Source organism: Flavobacterium sp. ABG, from assembly GCF_001027725.1.
Lineage (GTDB): Bacteria > Bacteroidota > Bacteroidia > Flavobacteriales > Flavobacteriaceae > Flavobacterium > Flavobacterium cupriresistens.
On sequence record NZ_LEKS01000009.1, the window covers coordinates 115,292 to 134,685 of the forward strand.

The following is a 19,394-nucleotide window of genomic DNA, read 5'->3' on the forward strand; positions in this document are numbered from 1 at the left end:
TTTTTTTATGCGCTTATTCGTAATACAATTGCGAGCTGTTTATTTCCTGTTTTTCTTTTCCTTCTTGCTGAATGAAACAGTTTAAAGTGGTTCCTCCAACCTGATCAAAATAGCTGATATTGAGTTTGTGGAATCCTTTTTCGAGTTGTACGGCACCATAGGCTTCATTTAGCCAATGAATTCCTTCATTGTTAACGACTAGTTCATCGTCTATAAAAAGCTTCGATCCGTCATCTGAAAGCGTCGAAATGGTATAGTTTGCGGTTTCGGACACATAGATGTACCCGTCGAATTTTAAGCCGATATAACGCTCTGTTTTGGTTTTCCATTTTTCACTGCTAATAGCGCTTTCAAAAATACCTGAGTTTAGAGGTTTTGCTAATTCTAAATCTTGTACTTGTTGAAAAAGAGTTCCGGTATAGTAGTTATATTTTAAGCCCTGTTTGGTTGGTTTTATTGCTAAAGCCGGTTTTAAATCAGGATTTCGAACCAAAATTTTATTAATGGAACTTTTTCTTCCACCAGAACTAATCTGAACTGTTTTGATGATTCGATATTCTCCTTTTGGGACATTTATGGTAACCGGTTTTTCATAAAGTACCGCAGTCTCGTCCGGATTATAACCGTCGATAGTATAGAAAATTTGCCCGTTTTTGATTGTTGGCACTAGATTTAAAGTGTATTTTGATGCAATTAGTGCTGTTTCCTCAGAACCAAAAGGCGTTGGGACCTTGTACAATCTTTTTTGAAGTTCCAGTTTTTCCAAGTGATGTGGCATTCGTTTTAAAACAAAACTGTTGTAATTTTTGTTTTGAGGTTGTGTCCAGGCAATTTCTGCCAAAGCAAAAACTCTTGGATAAAGCTGGTAATTTAATTTCGCCGGGTTGGTTAAGTATTCCGACCAAAGATTAGACTGTACACCAATAATGTATTTTTGCTCTTCAACAGTTAAGCTGTCCACAGGAGTTGGATTGTAATTGTATATTTTGTCGACTGTAATTAATCGTCCTACTGTCAAAGGTTCTTGGGGCGAATACCCTTGATTGTAATCTAAATAAAGAACTTGTTCGGGATTCATGATTACAAAATGCTTCTGTTTTGCGGCCGCAATTCCTCCGGATTCTCCGCGCCAGGACATTACCGCTGCATTGGGAGCAAGTCCGCCTTCAAGCATTTCATCCCAACCCAGAATTTGTCTTCCGTTTGCATTGAGAAATTTTTCTATTCGCGTAGTCAGGTAAGTTTGTAGTTCGTGTTCGTTTTTTAGTCCTAAATCTTTAATCTTTTTTTGGCAATTCGGACAAACTTCCCATCGTGCTTTTGGGCATTCATCTCCTCCAATATGAATGTATTTGCTTGGGAATAATGCAATAACTTCAGTAAGAACATCTTCTAAAAAAGTAAAAGTTTCTTCTTTTCCGGCGCAAAAAATATCTTCGAAAACACCCCAGGATTCCACAACTTTGTAAGTACGATCTGGAAAACAGGATAAATTGGGGTAGGCGGCTAATGCTGCTGTTGCATGTCCTGGCATTTCAATTTCGGGAATGATATTCACATAATGAGCTTCGGCAAATTTAACGACATCCTTAATTTCTTCTTGTGTGTAAAAACCACCATAAGGATTGCCGTCAAAGAAACGTGGAAATCTTTCAAACTTATTGCCAACCAGTGTTTGTGCTCTTTTAGATCCAATATCGGTTAGTTTCGGGTATTTTTTTATTTCAATTCTCCAACCCTGATCATCAGTTAAATGCCAGTGAAAATTATTCAATTTATAGTACGACATCTGACGGATGAAATCTTTTATAACGTCTGCCGAAAAAAAGTGACGACATACATCCAAGTGCAATCCGCGGTAAGTGTATCTTGGTTCGTCTTCGATAGTGAGACAAGGGAGCTTTATTTCTTTTTTATCAGACAGTTTGTTCGGTAAGAGTTGCAGTAAACTCTGAACGGCATAGAATAAACCTTCTTCTGAGCCGGTTACGCTGATCTTTTTTGAAGTAATACTAATTTTGTAAGCTTCTTTGCTTAGGGAAGCGGAAGGATTTTTGGTGCTGAATTGAACTTCGATCGTACTCTTTTTTGAAGGAAGGTTTCCGTTAATGACTGTTTCAAAAAGTTGTGCTGTTTTAAGTTCTTTTGGACTAAATTTATTGTTCTCAAAAACAACTTTGATTTGTCCGTTTAAGCGAATACTGTCGCCTGTTGCTTTATAGAAGTTTGGTGCCGGAATTATAGTATTGTTTTCAGAAGTGGCTTGTGCATTTCCGAAGGAATAACAAAACAGCAAAAAAAATAGAAGGCTTTTTTTCATGGTTTATTTTGGGTTAGTTATAAACAAATATATTGTTTAGGAATCTATTTGCAAAAAATATGCAAAACTTAACATTGCTTAAATGTCTTTGAAATAGCGGAATTAACTTTTTTATTGCGTCATGTTGTATTTTGTTTCGCAATAATCTTGCATTAATTGTTTACATTTGTTTAATAAAATGTATTTTCATGAACAATGATAATGAGATAGTAAATTATACTAAGGAAGAACGTAAAAGTCATATTTTAAAAGAAATTAATTTGCACACTCGTGTAAGTTTTGAAACGCTTTCTGTTAAACTATGCGTTTCAGAAGATACCGTTAGACGCGATATTAATGAACTCGAATCGGAATCCTTATTGATTAAAGTAAAAGGGGGTGCGATGACCAAAGCTTACCACCACTCTTCATCAAATCAAACCTATGCGGGCGAGTCGAAACAAATTATTGCGCAAAAAACAATAGGACTTCTTCATGACGGTATGGTTTTGTTAATTGGTGGCGGAACGACCATTAGAGAATTTATTCGTTTGATCCCAAATGATTTGAGTCTGACCATTTTTACGGTTACTGTTTTGTCTGCTGTTGAACTTCTGGATAAACCTAATGTTAAAATTATCATGATCGGTGGTAGCATTTCGTCGTACAGCCAAATGTGTGTGAGCGGTGATGTATACAATCAATTGGCTAATATTAAAGTCGATTTATTGATTTTAGGAACCAATGCTTTAGATATTGAAGGCGGTTTCTCAGATTCTGATTGGGAAACGGTTCAGGTGAAAAAAGCAATGATTCAGGCTTCACAAAAAACAGCCATTCTGACTATTTCTGAAAAATTGGATACCGTTCTAAAAATGAAAATTGCCAACTTATCCGAGGTAGATTATGTAGTGACCGAAGTAGAGCCTGATCACGAAAAATTACAATCCTATAAGAAGGCAGTTCCAAGTTTAGTGTTTGTTTAATGCCAGTTTTTCATTAAAAAATTAATCCAGTTCTGGTGAAAGATGCTTTTTAGATCTTCATCAGTATAGCCGTTGTTTTTAAAAATCAATACCAGTTTCTGCAAATCGGCAATCGTGTCTAAATCATACGGACCTTGTTCGGTTCCAAAAGCGCCATCCAGATCTGAACCTACGCCAATGTGGTTGGCATTTCCTGCCAATTGGCAAATGTGATCCATGTGTCTGAAAACCGTTTCCAGATTGCATTGTGTGCCTAAAGGGGTTGAAACGCCTCTTTCCCAATTTGGGACTAACATCCAGGCGTCTAAAGCACCACCGATAACTGCTCCTCTTGAGATTAATGCTTTAATCATTTCGTCGCTGTATTGTCTGTTATGATCCACAAGACTTCGGCAGTTGTTGTGACTTGCCCAAACCGGACCGTTGTAATGATCCAAAGCTTGCCAGAAAGCATCGTCACATAAATGAGTGGCATCTAAAATAATATTCAGACGTTCCATTTCTTTTAATAAATCAATTCCGTTTTGATTCATTTTTCCCGTTGCATCTGTTCCGTTCGCGTAACGTCCGGGGCCATAATGAGCGGGTCCAATGGCTCTTAATCCATAATTGTAGGCTTTCTCTAAATAGGAAATATCTACAATCGAATCGGCTCCTTCTAAACTCAGGATATAACCAATGGGTTTTTTATCATTTGGGGTACCATCATTCCATAGATCAATTTGCTTTTGAAGCGATTTTTTATCAGTAATGGCAACCATTTCACCGGCTTCCTCCATGCATTTGTACCAGTTTAATTGTCCTTGCGTTTGCGCCCAGGCTTGCTCAGGAGAGTTCCAACCCGGAATGCTGCTGCCCGGTTTTACAAAACGTGCGATTTGTGTGGCGACTACAATGCCAATATTACCTTTTCGCAAATCAGGAAACGAAACTGTTGCCCGTTCACGATCCGGTTTGTCGGTCATTCCTTTTTCTAAATGGCGTAACGTTTTTACATCATTTCTTAAATCTCGGTTCCATTCCATTGCATTCATGCTCAGGTCTAAATGGGCATCTATTATAAACATAGTGGGGATCTTAAATTTTAAATACTAATTTTTCTGTTGCGCGCCTCGACAACCCATTGGTCGCAGATTTGATGCGCTGCATTGACAATCTGAACGGTCTCGTAAAGGGCGCAGGTAGGGCAGACGTGGTACGGAATGGCATAAATAATATCGCCAATTTTATACTCGTTTTTGCCTCGGTTTTCTATAATTAAATGTTCTTCTGAATGGGCCGTCGGGACCAAGTTTTCATCATTCAAAATCACTAATCTTTTGTCTATCGGATTTTCTGAAGCAACTGCTTTATAACCAATATCAATGCAAAATGTTGAAGAACTTGGTTTTGAAATAATGGTTCCGACAAGAACTGCTGCCGGTTTAAAGTGTTGTTCGGGTAAATTTAGACTGTAATTAATATCCCAAAAAACAAAAGTGCCCGGACTGCATTCTACGTTTTCTTGTTCGGAATAAAAAGGGAATGTATTAGAACCTCCTGCCACAATTTTTAGTTCATAATTTACTTGTTGTTGTAACGTTTCTATTTTTTGATTGATGATTGAAAAAGAATGGGAAGCGTCTAGTTTTCGTTGTTCAACACTACCTTTTAGATGACCGTCGTAAATGTGAATTCCGGCAAAATGAATGTTTTCCAGTTGCATTATCTCTTCTGCTAAAGCAATCCAATCTTCAGAAACCGAAAATCCTGTTCGGTTCATTCCGGTATTTAGATCCAGATAAACGGTAAGTTGTACTTGCTTCTTTTTTGCACTTTCATTTAATTCTTTCGCTGATTCTATATTGTCGACGATAGTTGAAAATTCTGAAAGAGGATATTTCTGAACTAAAGAAATCCATCTTTCCCCACGTAATCCAACAGGCTGATAGGCTAACAGTATATCCGAAATTTGGTGAATTGCACAAAGTTCTGCTTCAGCAATTGTGGCGCATTTGACTTTGTTTATGCCATAGACTTTAAACAAATCAAGAATTTCTCCGGTTTTGTGTGTTTTAATGTGAGGACGTAACTTCTGCACATCACCTTTTACTGTCGCAATCAAATGTTCGATATTGTGTTGTAAACGGTCTTCATAAACAGCCAAAAAGGGAGTGTCGACAAGTGTTTCGGAATTAATTTTCCACCAATTTTCTTCCATGATTTAGGTTCTTGTTTTTTCGATAACTTCAATTAAATTTTGAAAGGCTTCAACTGATTTTTCATAAGTCAATTGAGCTAATAGTTCTTTAGAAAACAAATTAGATCCGATACCCACACAGACAACGCCAACTTTAAACCAGGATTTTAAGTTGGTTTCTTCTAAAGTCACGCCACCGGTAGGCATTAGCTTTAAGTTCGGAAAAGGAGCTTTTATTGCTTTTACATAGCCAGGTCCGCCAATTTTGTCTGCAGGAAATAACTTGACTATTTCTGCTCCTAAATTATTAGCATGCAGTATTTCGTTTAAAGTGGCAGCTCCGGGAATCCAATACACCTTGTTTTTAAGGCAATAAGCGCCAATTTCCAAATCGGTGTGCGGACAAACGATACAATCTGCTCCCAATTGATGGTAGGTTTGTGCATCCTGTAGGGTCAAAATAGAGCCAACGGCTATTTTTAGGTCTAATTTATGGGCATTTCTAAACGCAATCATTTGGCTGAAAACCTCCTTTGCATCATTTGAACGTGCTGCAAATTCGATAATTTTAATACCGGTTGCTGCAGCTGATTTCAATAAGATCTCGGCAGTTTGAATGTTGATTTGAGTTACTAACGGAAGTACACCTTGAGCTTTTAAAATGCTGTACATATCTGGGGAAATTTATCTGTTAATTCTATTACTTGAGCCATTTTTAATAAAATGACTGATCTCGGTTGGGCTGCTGATGGCAAAATCTCCCGGTATGCTTTGTTTAATTACGCCACAGGCCGTTGCCCAATCTATAATTTCCTGACCGGAAAAGGCTTTGTTGAGTCCGTAAAGCAAACCTGCTGTAAAGGCATCTCCCGAACCAATTTGGTCGGTTACCAATTGTATTTTGTGTTCTGTGGTTTCGTAAAAATGATCTTCATGTGCCAATAACCCTTTGTACAAATGAGCCGGTCCGTCTGATTTTCTAAAGCTCATCGCAAGCGTTTTTAGAAAAGGCATTTTTGCTTTTAATAACTCGAATGTTTTCTGAAAACGATTGGCATCGGATTCTTTGGTGTCGGTTTTGATTCCAAAATAAATTTCTATTGCGTCTAAATCGGCAATAGTGATGGTGCTGTAATGAAGCAGTTCGGGCATAACCTCAGCGGGTTTTTTGCCGTATTGCCATAACTTCGATCTGAAATTAAAGTCAGAAGAAATCGGTAATCCTTTTTGATGTGCAGCTAGAATGGCCTCTTTGCAAACCAATGCGGCTTCATAAGAAACACCAGGACTAATTCCGGACCAATGAAAATGTGTGGCATCGTTCAAAACAAGATTCCAGTCAATTTGCTTTTCTTTAATGGTGGCAAAAGAAGAGTTACTACGGTCATAGATCACCTGCGATTGTCTGATTTGATTTCCGGCTTCAACAAAATACAGTCCCAGACGTTCTCCGCCATAAATGCAATTCGAAGTGTTTACTTTGTATTTCTGAAGTTCGTTTAAGGCTAATTGTGCCAAATCATTTTGAGGCAATCGTGTGATATAATCGGTGTGGATTCCTAATTGAGAAAGTAAAACACAAACATTGGCTTCGGCTCCGCCAACATGAATGCGCATTTCGTTGGCTTGCGTAAATCGATATCCATTCGCGACATTCATTCGGAGTAATAATTCTCCAAAAGTTGTAATTTTTGTTTGTGAGGTATTTGTATTCATGTTTATAATTTTTGTACAGATTAATAGCGTATAGATTTTGTTAAGCCACGAATTTTATCAATTATAGCAAATCACTGCGTATAATTAATCCGGGGGAATTTGATCAATTCGTGGCAAACAATTTTAATCTGTTGAATATTTCTTTAGCCACGAATTACACAAATTTACACAAATCATTGCGTGTAATTAATTCGGTGAATTCATGGCAAACAATTTTAATCGTTTGAATCAGTGAAATCTGTGGCATTTTTTAAACACGAATTACACTAATTTGCACCAATCGTTGCGTTGAATTAATTCGTGAAAATTCGAGCAATTCGTGACCAACAATTTTAATCCTTTGAATCAGTGAAATCTGTGGCATTTTTTGAACACGAATTACACCAATTTGCACCAATCGTTGCGTTGAATTAATTCGTGAAAATTCGAGTAATTCGTGGCGAACAATCTTAAATCCTTTAAATCTGTGGCATTTTTGACTTGTGTTTTAAAATAATTCAAAAACAGCTTCTACTTCTACAGGGATATTATCAGGTAAAGAGCCCATTCCTACAGCGCTTCGTACTCCAATTCCGTTTTCCTGACCCCATACCTCAGCAAATAATTCGCTGCAGCCATTAATTACATAAGGATGTCTTAAAAAATCTTCCGTACAATTTACCATACCAAGGACTTTTACGACTCTTTTTACTTTGTTCAGGCTTCCGAAATTGGTTACAATTGTAGAAAGCATCGTCAGACCAACTTGTCTTGCGGCCAGTTTTCCTTCTTCAATGTCCATATCGTCGCCAATTCTTCCGATGATTAAGGATTTGTCGTCGCGAACCGGACCGTGTCCTGACAGGTATAAATATTTACCATCAACTAAATAAGGTTTGTAAATACCAAGCGGCTGTGGTGCCGGTGGTAAGGATAAGCCTAATGTTTCAAATTTTTCTTGTGGTAATAAATTCATGATATTAATGTATAATTGAGTTTAAAATAAAAACGAAAATGATTCCTAAAACCGATACTAAAGATTCCATGACGGTCCATGATTTGAATGTATCTTTCAGGCTGATATTAAAATATTCCTTAAACATCCAAAAACTAGGATCGTTTACATGGGAGCACATTAAGCTTCCGGCTCCTACCGCTAATACTAGTAGATTGGGGTCTAGGTTATTGGCTTGTAATAAAGGTAGTAAAACGCTGGCAGTCATTAGGCCGGCAGCTGTTGCAGAACCAACACAAATACGAATTATTGCAGCCATCATCCAGGCCAATATATAGGGATGAATGCTTGTTTGTGTTAGCAAATCAACAATGGTGTTGTTAACGCCGCTGACGATCATGACTTCTTTTAAGCTTCCTGCACCACCAACAATTAAAACGATTAAGGCAACATCTTTAATGGCAGTTGCGTAATCATCCATTACGGATTTTAAGCTTCTGTTCATTCGTGTACCTAAAGTGTAAGTGCAGATCAATAGTGAGATTAACATTATAATGCTAGGTTCACCAAGTGTTTTGCCTATGTTAAGAGCTGTTTCGTTGTTAGTCAAAAAGGGTAATAACGAGGTTAAGGTTAATCCAAAAACAGGAAATAGCGCAGAGAATATACTAACGGAAAAACTCGGAAGTTTACCTTCGTTTGCAATTTCTTCTACATTTAAAATTTCTTGATTAGATTGTGTTTTAATGTTTTTAAGCAAATTTGAAAATAACAAACCCGCAATGAAAATAGTCGGTATAGCGATTATAATTCCGTACACCAAAACAAGGCCAATGTCCGCATTTAAAATACTGCTCAATGCCATTGGTGACGGATGGGGAGGCAAAAAACCGTGCGCTACTGAAAGTGACGCAAGCATAGGAATTCCTAAATATACTTTTGATAGTTTAAATTGATGGGCTACTGAGAAGATTAATGGAACTAACAAAACAAACCCCACACTATAAAATAGAGGTATCCCAACAATAAATCCGGTAATCATTAGGCCTAAGCGGACGTATTTTTTACCTGTCCATCCCATAACAGTTTTAGCAATAACATTGGCTGCTCCGGACGAAACAGTGAGTTTTCCAATGCAAGTTCCAAATACGATGATTAGCGTTATGGAGCCTAACATTTCGCCCAGACCTTTTTGCACCGTCTGTGATAAAGTGTCTATCGGCAGGCCTAAAGTAAGGCCTGCTAATAAAGCTGTGATAATAAATGCGATAAAAGGATTGATTTTAAACCAGGCAATTTGCAGGATTAAAAAGGCAATACAGGCAGTAAGAATTAAAATGCTCATTTATTTCTATTATATTATTTATCCCACCATGTTCTTGTTGTGAATGTGTCTGCTCCCTGGCGTTTGATGGCTTCAGCTAAGTTAGCTGAATTCACGGAATATTCGCTTACAGGGTATCTCAAACGTCTTGGTATTGTTCCGTTTGTGACATTGCCGGGAAAGTTTACCGGTACCAGAGCAGGGTAGCCTGTTCTTCTCCAGTTCGAATAAATTTCCTGCTCATCTACAAATAGGGCAACCCAAATTTGAGAGTGTATTTGATTCATTTTTTGCTCAAAAGTTCCTGCCGCGTTAAAAGGATTAGCTGTTAAATAAGGTGTTGCATCCGTGATGGCATAAGTTGCACCGTAAATTCCCATATTGAGGAACGATGCTTTTACTCCTTTTTCATATAAATCTTTATCCGTTTCGGCAGTGTACCAACCTCTTGCTGCAGCTTCTGCTAAATAAAGATTAGTTTCGGCATTGCTTAAGATTACAAGAGGGGCGTCATATCTAAAAACAGTACCCTGATTTGGCTCAGAAAAAGTGGCTTGTTCTATTGCTGTTGGAGGTGTTTTAAGTCCGTTTGGGAAACCTTTTTGAACGTCGGCCGCAGTATTTTGCGTTGTTCCTTGCCAAACACCTGAGTAAACACTGATTCTTGGGTCAGCTGTAGCTTTTAGTACATCGATAAACGTTTTGGCCAGTTTCCCGCCTTCTACATTTTTTTGACCAAAGGAGTCTTTTGTGAAATCAATACTTCTGGAATCAATACCGGCTGGGTTTCTGTTGAAATCGTTTGGACCATCCGTATATTTCATAAGTGCATTGTCGGTTCCGTTTACAATTACACCACCGGCGATGGCTTTTGTAACCCAGGTTTTGGCCAATGCCGGATCAACTTTTGTTAATCTTAACCCTAAACGAAGCATTAAAGAGTATGAAAATTTCTTCCATTTGGGGATATTACCGTCATATATAAGATCGGCTTTGCCAAAGCTTGTTTTTGCAGGGTCTAATGCGGTGGCAGCTTCATCAAGTTCTTTTAATAAATCTTTGTAGATGAATTCCTGACTGTCGTATTTAGGAAGAAAATGTTCATTCGAATATGCCTTCGCCGCTTCCGTATAAGGAACGTCTCCGTACAAATCGGTCATGCGGTGGTAGATGTAAACTTTCCAGATCCTTGCAATGTTAAGTCTGTTGCTGTCAAGAGGATTATTCTGTAGTAAATTAATCACTGTTTGAATTTCATTTACTGCAGTTGGATAACCTCGATTGAAATACGCAGAATAGTATACCTCGTTGCTCAGGTATTTATCTCCAACACCGGATGCTTCTTTGTAAGTGGCATAATGTTGTAACATACCCCCACATTCTAAAACGTTAGTAAAAAAATAATTGTTATTTAAGCCGTCCAGTTGTGATTGACTGAATATGAAATTTGGATTGGCTACTTCAACAGAATTAGGGTTCGTGTTTATTTCTTCAAAATCTTTAGTACAGGCTGTCATGCTTCCTAAAAGTATACCTGCTATATATAAAATAGATGTCTTTTTCATTTCTTTGTACTTTAAAATTTAACATTTAAACTTAAACCAAAACTTCTTGTTCTTGGTACTCCAAATTGTTCTACACCTTGAGCATTTCCGGCACTAAATACCGATTCCGGATCTACGTTTGGTGTTTTCTTGTAAAGGATGAATAAGTTTCTCGCGATAAAGGAAACAGAAACACCCTGAAGTCTGGAAAGGCTTTTGATCTTTTCGATTGGTAGCTGATACCCGATAATTACTTGTCTTAATTTTACAAAACTGGCATCGTAAACAAAATAAGAAGAGATGTTTCTTAATCCGTCATAGTAGGTTCTTAAGTTTTCAGGTGAAATAACCATGTTAACCGGATTTCCACTAGGATCTACGCCCGAAATTGGCAATCCATTTTCACGACCTTCTAAAGTCATTTTGGTTAATCCCATACGAGTTCCGTATAAATCTGTACCGGAATATAAGTCTCCTCCAAATTTACCATCAATTAAAAAGCTGAATGATACTGATTTGTATTTGAATTCATTACTAATACCTGCTGCCCAAGGGTGAACTCCCTGACCTAGTTCTTCCAGAGGACCTTGTGCTACTGTAGCAGTACCGGCACTAACATTATAAACTGTATTGCCGTTGGCATCTTTTAAAGGTTTGTATCCTTTTATAATACTGTAAGGACGACCAACATCACTTGCTATGGTAACGTATCCGTTTACAGAAGTTGCCATTGTGATGGAATTTAAGTGATCTGCAAGTGCTTCAACAGTATTTTTGTTGTAAGATCCATTAATACTGGCATCCCACGAGAAGTTTTCTGAGTTAATGATTTTTCCGCTTAATAAAACTTCAACTCCCTCATTTCTCATTTTTCCAAGATTCAATAAGGCAGTTCTGGCTCCTGATGCATTAGAGATGGTAGTTTCAACAATATCATTAGTGGTTACGCGGTTGTACCAGGCTAAATCAAGATTCAAACGATTGTTGAAAAAACCGATATCTGTTCCTACTTCAAACGTTGTGGAAGTCAATGGACTCAAAGTAGAATTTGGAACTCTTGAACCCGTTGTACCTTGTAATTGTTGACCGTTATGTCCTCCCTGAATGATAGAATACGACTGATTTAAGGCGTAAGGATCCGGAGTAGCGCCACCAACTTGTGCCCAGGAAGCTCTAAGTTTAGAGAACGAAATCCATTCCGGCATTTTTACAAGATCAGATAGGATAACACTGGTTCCAATTGAAGGGTAAAAGATCGTGTTGTTTTCTGATGAAAGAGTCGAGAACCAATCCTGACGTCCTGTAAAGTTTAAGAAAACGACATTTTTATAATCTAAATCGGCAGCTGCATAAACCGAGTTTGTTTTGGTTTTTCCATAAGGATAGCTGTAAGTTATAGTAGCTAAGTTTGTTAGCGAATAGAAATTGTCCAATACAAAGTTGGATCCGTCTATTCTGATTTCGTCTCTCAAAGAAGTACGGGAATTGACACCAATTAAAGCGTTTAAAGAAAAATCATTGTAAATGTTTTTCTTGGTATAATTAAGGATTGCTTCAGAGTTGACATTAGACAACTTTACTTTTGAACCTTGTCCGTATCCAACAGGATTGTTTAAACTTGTTTTTGGGATATAACCATAGAAATCATAATTGGTAAAATCTTGTCCGATACGCCCTTGAAGGAATAAGTTAGGAGTAAAATTTACTTTTACGTTTAACATTCCGATGAAACGGTTTTTGGTATCGCTGTTTTTTATTTGATTTACTGCGAAGTAAGGATTGGTGGCCACAGCAACAGGGTTCCAAGGTGTTTCAATGCCATTTGGACCATATCCCGGAGAAAGATTTCTGATGTCTACGGTGTTGGCAATCATATAAGTTCCCCAGTTTGGGTTTGCCTCGGCATCAGAAACGGTTGTTCTGTTGTCTGTTTTGTCAATGTTGTATTGCGCTACAACATCAAATTTTAGCCAATCTGTTAAATTTACATTGGTTGAAATGTTAACGCTTTTACGATTAAAGCTCGAATTAGGAACAATGCCTTCATTGTCCATATTCATTAGTGAAAGACGTCCCGTTGCTTTTTCACTTCCTCCCGATAAAGCGATAGAGTTGATGAAAGTTGTTCCGGTTTTGTAGAAGTTTTTAATGTTGTCTTTTTGAGGGGAGTAAGGTCTTTTTACACCATCAAACTGAATAACATCTGATCCGTCCATTTTTGCTCCCCAGGACCAACGTCCGAATTCTATAGCTTCGGCTTTTGTTGTTGGTTTTTTGCCCAAAGCACCGGATCCGTATTCGTATTGCCAGTCCGGTTTGATAGATGGAGTTTCAAAAGTAAAAGAGCTATTGTACTCTACACCGATTCCTTTTTGTGCTGTTCCTCTTTTGGTTTGGATTAAAATAACACCATTTGCGGCATTTGCACCGTACAAAGCAGCAGCTGTTCCTCCTTTTAAGACGGTAATACTTTTGATGTCATCCGGATTTATAACAGATGTTCCGTCTCCTCTGTCTACGTTAATTCTTGGAGATCCCGCTCCGTTACCGATTCCGGGCAAGTTCAGTTGGGTGTTGTCTATAGGTAAATCATTGACAACATACATCGGTTGGTTGTTTCCGTTTAAGGAACCATTTCCACGAATTACAACTCTCGTTGATCCCGTCGGGCCCGTGGCAGTGGCACTAACGTTTACACCGGCAATTTTTCCGGCCAAAGCATTCGTGATATTAGTCTCTTTTGCTTTCGTAAATTCGGTTCCCTTAAGTTCGGTTACCGCATAAGAGATGGCTTTGCTACTTTTTTTAACTCCTAATGCAGTTACTAAAACTTGTTCGAGAACATTTTCAGCTGGTTTTAGGCTTATAACGATATTTGTAGTGCGTTCCAGATTGTATTCGGTACTTTCATAACCCATATAGGTGATGATAATTGCAGTCTCATTTTCCGGAACATTTAGTTTAAAATTCCCGGATTCATCCGTGATGGTTACTATTTTGTTATTGCTTTTTGCAACGATGGTGGCTCCTGCAATAGGCATTCCGTCATCTTGGCCTTTTATTTGACCCGTAATTTCAATCTGACTGCTTTTTTGTTCAATAAGGTGCTTTTTAATTGCAACCTCGTTTGCATTTGCTGAGAGGATCATTCCTCCAACAAACACTAATGAAATTAGCTTTGTTTTCATAATACTTTGGTTTTCATGTTTTTTTTTGGTTTAGTCGGCAATCAAATATAGAAATTTATTTTACAAATTTGCATTTTTTTTGCATAAAATGCATTTTTTTTGCAGATTTTTTTTCTGAAGTATTTTTTTATTCCAAAAGAAGTGTTGTTTTTAGTGGTATTTTGAGAAATTTTTGCACAGAATGGTTTTCTGCGAAAAAAGTAATTTTGGCTGAAAAATCGTATTTTTTGATCGAAAAGGGGTTCGATAGACGCTGGTTGAAACCAATGGCAATTCAAAAAAAGTACCACTCATAATTCGGTGTGAATTTCGAGTGGTACTAATAAAAAAAGGAAGTATGTGATTTTTATAAAGGCTTGTAAATTAATCTACATCCCACCAAACTTTAGCTAACCAACTATTGTTGTTGTATTTTGCACTTGCAGCTAGATAGTTGTCTCTGTTACTTGTGGATTCTTCTATTGGGTAAGGCATTCTTGTTGGCATAATTCCGTTGGTTCCGGAGGCAGGACGCGTAATTTTAATCAAAATTGGAAAGTCAGTTCGTCTGTAATTGGTATAGGCTTCTATTCCGTTTAAAAAGAATGTTAACCATTGTTGCGTCGCAATTTCTTCCAGTTCTTTTCCGGGTGTAAGATTTTTGGTTGCCAGAAAAGTGTTAATTGCTGCATTATCAATTATACTTTCGTCTTTAAATATAGACCATTGTCTGATTCCTGCTTCAATTCCTTTTTTGTAATAGTCTTTGGCGTCTCCGGTATACAGTCCTTTAAAAGAAGCTTCGGCTAGAAGAAGCATTACTTCAGAATAAGTAAAATGAAGGTACGGAGCACTATTTTCGTATAAATAAGGTTGGAGTTCTGACAGGTTGTTGCTGGATGGTAAGTGATCCCATCTGTAATTATTCGGATTGATTCCTTCGTAAATTCCGTTAGGATTTAGTCGAAACCATATTTTTTTTCGGGGATCATTTCCTAATAGGTTCAGGATGGTAGTGGTTGGGTGATCGTATACAGGACCGCTGCCTTTTAGTCCCTGTGACACTCCATTACCGTTGTTCAAGGCCCCTGCCGTTTCCGGAAGTGTTGCGTCATGTTTCATGTAGCAATTGTCGGCGTTGCTTGTAAACAGGCCATTTGCAACGGCTTTTAAGATTTGTTCTTTTGCCAAAGCAGGATCTACTTTTGAGATTCTCATGGCACAACGAAGTCTTAATGCACTAATCATTTTCTTCCATTTGGCTGCATCGCCGGCATAAAACAGATCTCCTTTAGTAGGTACAGATTGAGGTTGCATTTGATTTTGGGCTTCATCCAAAACTTTAAAAAAATCGGTATAAATGTCTTTTTGACTGTCGTATTTTGGATAGAAAATTTTCTTGTAATAACCTAAACCTGCTTCAGAATACGGAATGTCTCCATACAAATCGGTTAAGCGCTGAAAGGTCATAACTTTTAATACTTTTGCCATTCCGTTTAGATTGTTGAACTCCGGTTTTCCATTGGTTTTTTCCAGAACATCAACAAGGTTACGTACGAGCCCGCCTCCATAATTTGAAATCCAAAGCGCTTCTTGGTATTCTCTGGATGCAATAAAAAAAGAACCATAATTGGCAACAGGCCAAGATCCGCCAAGATGTTGAATAAATCCTTCTCCGTAGATAAGATTTGCTCTCCATTGTTCAAACCAGCCACCCGACATTGCGGCTTGAATTCCGGTTAATTGTGTTGAAGGATCTACCGATACGAAAGTTTCCGGATTGGTATTGGTTTCTCTGAAAAGATCGTCGTCAGCACAATTAGTTGTGGTAAGTACCAGAATCATTCCCAGTACATATTTTGTTAACTGTTGTATATATTTTTTCATTTGGATCAAATTAGTGGATTAGAATGATAATTGTAAGTTAAAGCCATAAGATCTTCTGTAAGGAAGAGAACCATATTCAAAACCTTGACCGTTTCCGTTTGTATAAGTAGATTCCGGATCGATGTTTGGAACTTTAGAATAAACGGTCCATAGGTTTCTTCCAATCACTGAAAATTTAAATCGGTCAAATCCGGTTCCTTTTAACCATTTTTTAGGAAGGTCATAACTAATAGAAGCTTCTCTCAGTTTAACATAAGATGCGTCATAGATGAAGGGTTCCGGAGTGGTATCATCTCCGTACAGATTTCTCCAATACGTTTGAGGATTCACCGGTGTAGTATTGTTTTGGTATCCGGTTACATTGCCGTTGATGTCTTTAATTTCGGTTACCCCGTTTACAATAAGTCCTGCGCCGGGAGCCAGTTGCCCGATTTCTGTTGGCGTTTTTCCTGCTGCAATTTGTTGGGCAACCCATGCGTTGAATTCTTCTCTTCCTTCGATAGTTACATCAGATAGTCCTGTAGAAGCGGCAAGAGCATTGGTCATGGAATACATTTTGCCTCCAAATTTCATGTCAAAATTGGCTCTAAGACTTATTCCTTTATAAGAGAATTCATTAATAACCCCTCCAATCCAGTCGGGTGCAGTTTTTCCTAAATTTTCAAGGGTTTGCGTTAATATAGGATTACCCTTGTCGTCTATCAGGATTTGACCGTCAGGTGATCTTTGAAATTTTTTCCCATAAATCTGCGTAGAGCTTTCTCCTACTTTTGCAACAATTTGTGCGCCTGCCCATCTTGCATTAGAGATTACTTGCAGGTCTGTTTTGTCTGTTAATTCCAGTAATTTGTTTTCGTTTTTCGCAAAGTTAAGGGTGATGTCCCAGTTGAATCCGTTTGGATCTCTGAAAATACCGGCCGTTACCAAGGCCTCAAAACCTTTGTTTTCAACCGTACCCGCATTCGCATTTGCTCCTACGAAACCGGATGTTTGTGAAGTGTTTAATACAATTAATTGATTTTTTGTTTTGGTGTAATAGTAGGATAGATCTAGTTGCAAACGGTTTTTAAAGAATCCTAAATCGATTCCCGCTTCGTAACTGGTGGTGAATTCCGGTTTTAGAGCATTGTTTGGGACAATGTTGTTTACTACTGAGCCGATTGGGTTTCCTAATAAAGGCTTTGCTTGTATGTTATAGTTGAGGGCAGTTGAATAGGGTGCCTCCAGTGCTTTTGCAGTTCCTGCCCAAGAGGCTCTTATTTTTCCAAAGGTCAATACTTCGCTGGTAATGTTTAAACCATCAGTAAAAATAAAACTGGAAGATACAGACGGATAAAAGTACGAATAGTTATTGTTGCCGGAGGAGCTAACTGCTGAGGCAAGCGTTGAATTCCAGTCGTTACGACCTGTGAAATCTAAGAATAAATAGTTTTTGTAATTAGTTCTTAAGTAGGTGTATACGGAGCGTACCAGTATTTCATCATTGATTTTGGAGCTGGGAATGCCGGAAAGAAAATTCGATTGTTTGTTTATACCATTGGTAATCATGTTTGTGAATACATTTCCTGTAATGACTCTTTGGGTATTTCGTTGATTGGCACCGGCACCTAAATTGATATTAAAATCACCGAATGATTTCTGAGCATTTAATAAAACCTCTGTGTTGTATTCCTGAAAGGTAGTATTACTATTGGCCAGGTATCCTGATTGTCTTTGTGACCAGGTCGTTCCGGCATTTACAAAATCGGAGCTTTCAAATGTAAAACGGTCAATTCCTGCCCTTCCTGTGGCGTTTAGCCAGCTGTTAAGAGCATAAGTAGCGCTGAAATTACCCAGTATTCTGTTTTTCTGTGTTTCGTTTTTATTTTCGTTTAAAACAAAATATGGGTTTAGTCGGTTTGGATCTGCATTCCATGGGTAATAGATGCCGTTTTCATCCTCATAGTTTTTTAGCCAGGACTGGTCAATGTTCGGGGCTATAGCGGCTACTGATAATCCAAGGTTACCGGCATCGTCTGATAGGGAAGGTCTGTTGTCTGTGTTTTCTGTAATATAGGTAAATTTGGCGTCTAGTGTAAGTTTGTCGATCTGCGAATTAAAACCTAATGTAAAAGTGTTTCTTTTTAAAGCACTTTTAGGGATAACATCAGTAGCATCAAGATTAGAGTAGTTCAATCTAAAGGCGGTGTTATCTCCTCCTCCTGACAGACTAAAGCTATTGATTGCAGTTACTCCTGTTCTGAAGAAGTCTTTGATATTGTTGTTTACGTTTTGATAAGGTTTGTAGGATCCGTCAAAGATTCTTACTGTGTTGTTGCCGGCTGATCCGAATTTCGGTCCCCAGGCGCTGGTGGTGGCATTTCGTCCGTTTGCAATATCGTTGGTATTTGGAAGCAGGCCGTTTGATCCTGTACCGTAGTCTCTTTGAAAATCTTTGTAGTTGGTGCTGATTTTGTCAAAAGTAGTAGTGCTGTTCCATTCTGCTTTTAAAGAGTTTCTTTTTCCTTTTTTGGTCGTAATGACAATGACTCCATTGGCGCCACGTTCTCCATAAAGCGCACTGGCAGCTCCTCCTTTTAACACAGAAATATTTTCAATGTCATCCACGTTTAAACTCGATAATCCATCTCCGTTATCAGCTCCTTCGGCATATCTTGCGGATTTAGAATCTGTTATTGAGGCTAACCCGGTGTTTCCTAAAGTAACACCATCGACAACATAAAGTGGTTGGTTGTCTCCGCTAATCGATCGGTTTCCTCTTATAACGATGCGGGAACTGGCTCCGATACCTCCTGTGGTTTGAGAGATGTTTACCCCTGCTACTTTTCCGTACAGAGATTGTGCGACACTTATTGTCGGGTTGTCGGCCAGGTCTTTTCCTTTTACATCCTGAAAGGAATAACCAAGTTCTTTTCTTTCTCTTTTTATGCCAAGTGCAGTAACTACAACTCCTGAAAGAACTGTTGCGGGAGCTTCTTTTAATTGTACATTAATGATAGCAGCGTTATCGATAAGAATAGCTACGGTTTCCAGTCCTAAGAACGAAATGATAAGTGTTTGCCCTTTTTCTGCCTCAATAGAGAATTTACCATCGAAGTCGGTGGTGACACCTTTTTTCTCATTTTTCAGGAGCACAGTGGCTCCGGGTAGTGTTATGCCATTAGAATCGGTAACAGTTCCTTTGACAGTTTTTACCTGTCCTGTTGCGATTTGCATAGTAAAAAATAGTATAAATATTGAAATAGTTTGTTTCATTATCTTGGTTTTAGTTAGTGGTGGGTTGTTGATTGATGTGTTTTGGTGTTAAAGCGTTTTTAATTCGTTTGATTTCGAGATTTTCTTACAAACAAAATGTAGT

12 protein-coding genes are annotated in these 19,394 nt (G+C 38.1%); 1 reads left to right on the plus strand and 11 read right to left on the minus strand.

The window, feature by feature from the left end:
• Positions 1 to 13: 13 nt before the first annotated feature.
• Positions 14 to 2,320 carry a family 20 glycosylhydrolase gene (locus tag AB674_RS11630; protein WP_047776763.1) on the minus strand — a complete coding sequence of 769 codons (2,307 nt, stop codon included), beginning with the start codon at positions 2,318 to 2,320 and terminating at the stop codon, positions 14 to 16.
• A 188-nt stretch (positions 2,321 to 2,508) separates the two neighbouring features.
• Here AB674_RS11630 and AB674_RS11635 point away from each other — a divergent pair, with 188 nt between their 5' ends.
• Complete coding sequence (locus AB674_RS11635) at positions 2,509 to 3,285, plus strand: DeoR/GlpR family DNA-binding transcription regulator (protein ID WP_047776765.1); 777 nt, start codon at positions 2,509 to 2,511, stop codon at positions 3,283 to 3,285.
• Here the strand turns inward: AB674_RS11635 and AB674_RS11640 are convergent.
• The 10 genes from AB674_RS11640 to AB674_RS11690 all read right to left on the minus strand — a co-directional run bounded on the left by AB674_RS11640 (position 3,282) and on the right by AB674_RS11690 (position 19,291).
• Positions 3,282 to 4,352 carry a dipeptidase gene (locus tag AB674_RS11640; protein WP_047776767.1) on the minus strand — a complete coding sequence of 357 codons (1,071 nt, stop codon included), beginning with the start codon at positions 4,350 to 4,352 and terminating at the stop codon, positions 3,282 to 3,284. The two genes, AB674_RS11635 and AB674_RS11640, sit on opposite strands and share 4 nt — an antisense overlap.
• 17 nt (positions 4,353 to 4,369) lie before the next feature.
• A complete protein-coding gene (locus AB674_RS11645; RefSeq protein WP_047776769.1) occupies positions 4,370 to 5,485 on the minus strand; it encodes a D-TA family PLP-dependent enzyme in 1,116 nt (371 codons plus the stop codon).
• 3 nt (positions 5,486 to 5,488) lie between these two features.
• Positions 5,489 to 6,136: a bifunctional 4-hydroxy-2-oxoglutarate aldolase/2-dehydro-3-deoxy-phosphogluconate aldolase gene (locus AB674_RS11650; protein WP_047776770.1), complete on the minus strand. Its 648-nt coding sequence runs from the start codon at positions 6,134 to 6,136 to the stop codon at positions 5,489 to 5,491.
• Positions 6,137 to 6,148: 12 nt separating this feature from the next.
• Positions 6,149 to 7,180 carry a sugar kinase gene (locus AB674_RS11655; RefSeq protein ID WP_047776772.1) on the minus strand — a complete coding sequence of 344 codons (1,032 nt, stop codon included), beginning with the start codon at positions 7,178 to 7,180 and terminating at the stop codon, positions 6,149 to 6,151.
• Positions 7,181 to 7,667: 487 nt separating this feature from the next.
• Entirely contained in the window at positions 7,668 to 8,135 is a 468-nt protein-coding gene (locus AB674_RS11660; RefSeq protein ID WP_047776773.1) for a RidA family protein, read from the minus strand.
• Between the two features lie 4 nt (positions 8,136 to 8,139).
• On the minus strand, positions 8,140 to 9,459 hold the full coding sequence (locus AB674_RS11665) for a gluconate:H+ symporter (protein WP_047776775.1): 1,320 nt from the start codon (positions 9,457 to 9,459) through the stop codon (positions 8,140 to 8,142).
• Positions 9,460 to 9,473: 14 nt separating this feature from the next.
• Positions 9,474 to 11,003: a SusD/RagB family nutrient-binding outer membrane lipoprotein gene (locus tag AB674_RS11670; RefSeq protein ID WP_047776776.1), complete on the minus strand. Its 1,530-nt coding sequence runs from the start codon at positions 11,001 to 11,003 to the stop codon at positions 9,474 to 9,476.
• 11 nt (positions 11,004 to 11,014) lie between these two features.
• On the minus strand, positions 11,015 to 14,170 hold the full coding sequence (locus AB674_RS11675; protein ID WP_047776778.1) for a SusC/RagA family TonB-linked outer membrane protein: 3,156 nt from the start codon (positions 14,168 to 14,170) through the stop codon (positions 11,015 to 11,017).
• A gap of 363 nt (positions 14,171 to 14,533) precedes the next feature.
• On the minus strand, positions 14,534 to 16,036 hold the full coding sequence (locus AB674_RS11685) for a SusD/RagB family nutrient-binding outer membrane lipoprotein (RefSeq protein WP_047776780.1): 1,503 nt from the start codon (positions 16,034 to 16,036) through the stop codon (positions 14,534 to 14,536).
• A gap of 18 nt (positions 16,037 to 16,054) precedes the next feature.
• Entirely contained in the window at positions 16,055 to 19,291 is a 3,237-nt protein-coding gene (locus AB674_RS11690) for a SusC/RagA family TonB-linked outer membrane protein (protein ID WP_082210628.1), read from the minus strand.
• Positions 19,292 to 19,394: the final 103 nt, after the last annotated feature.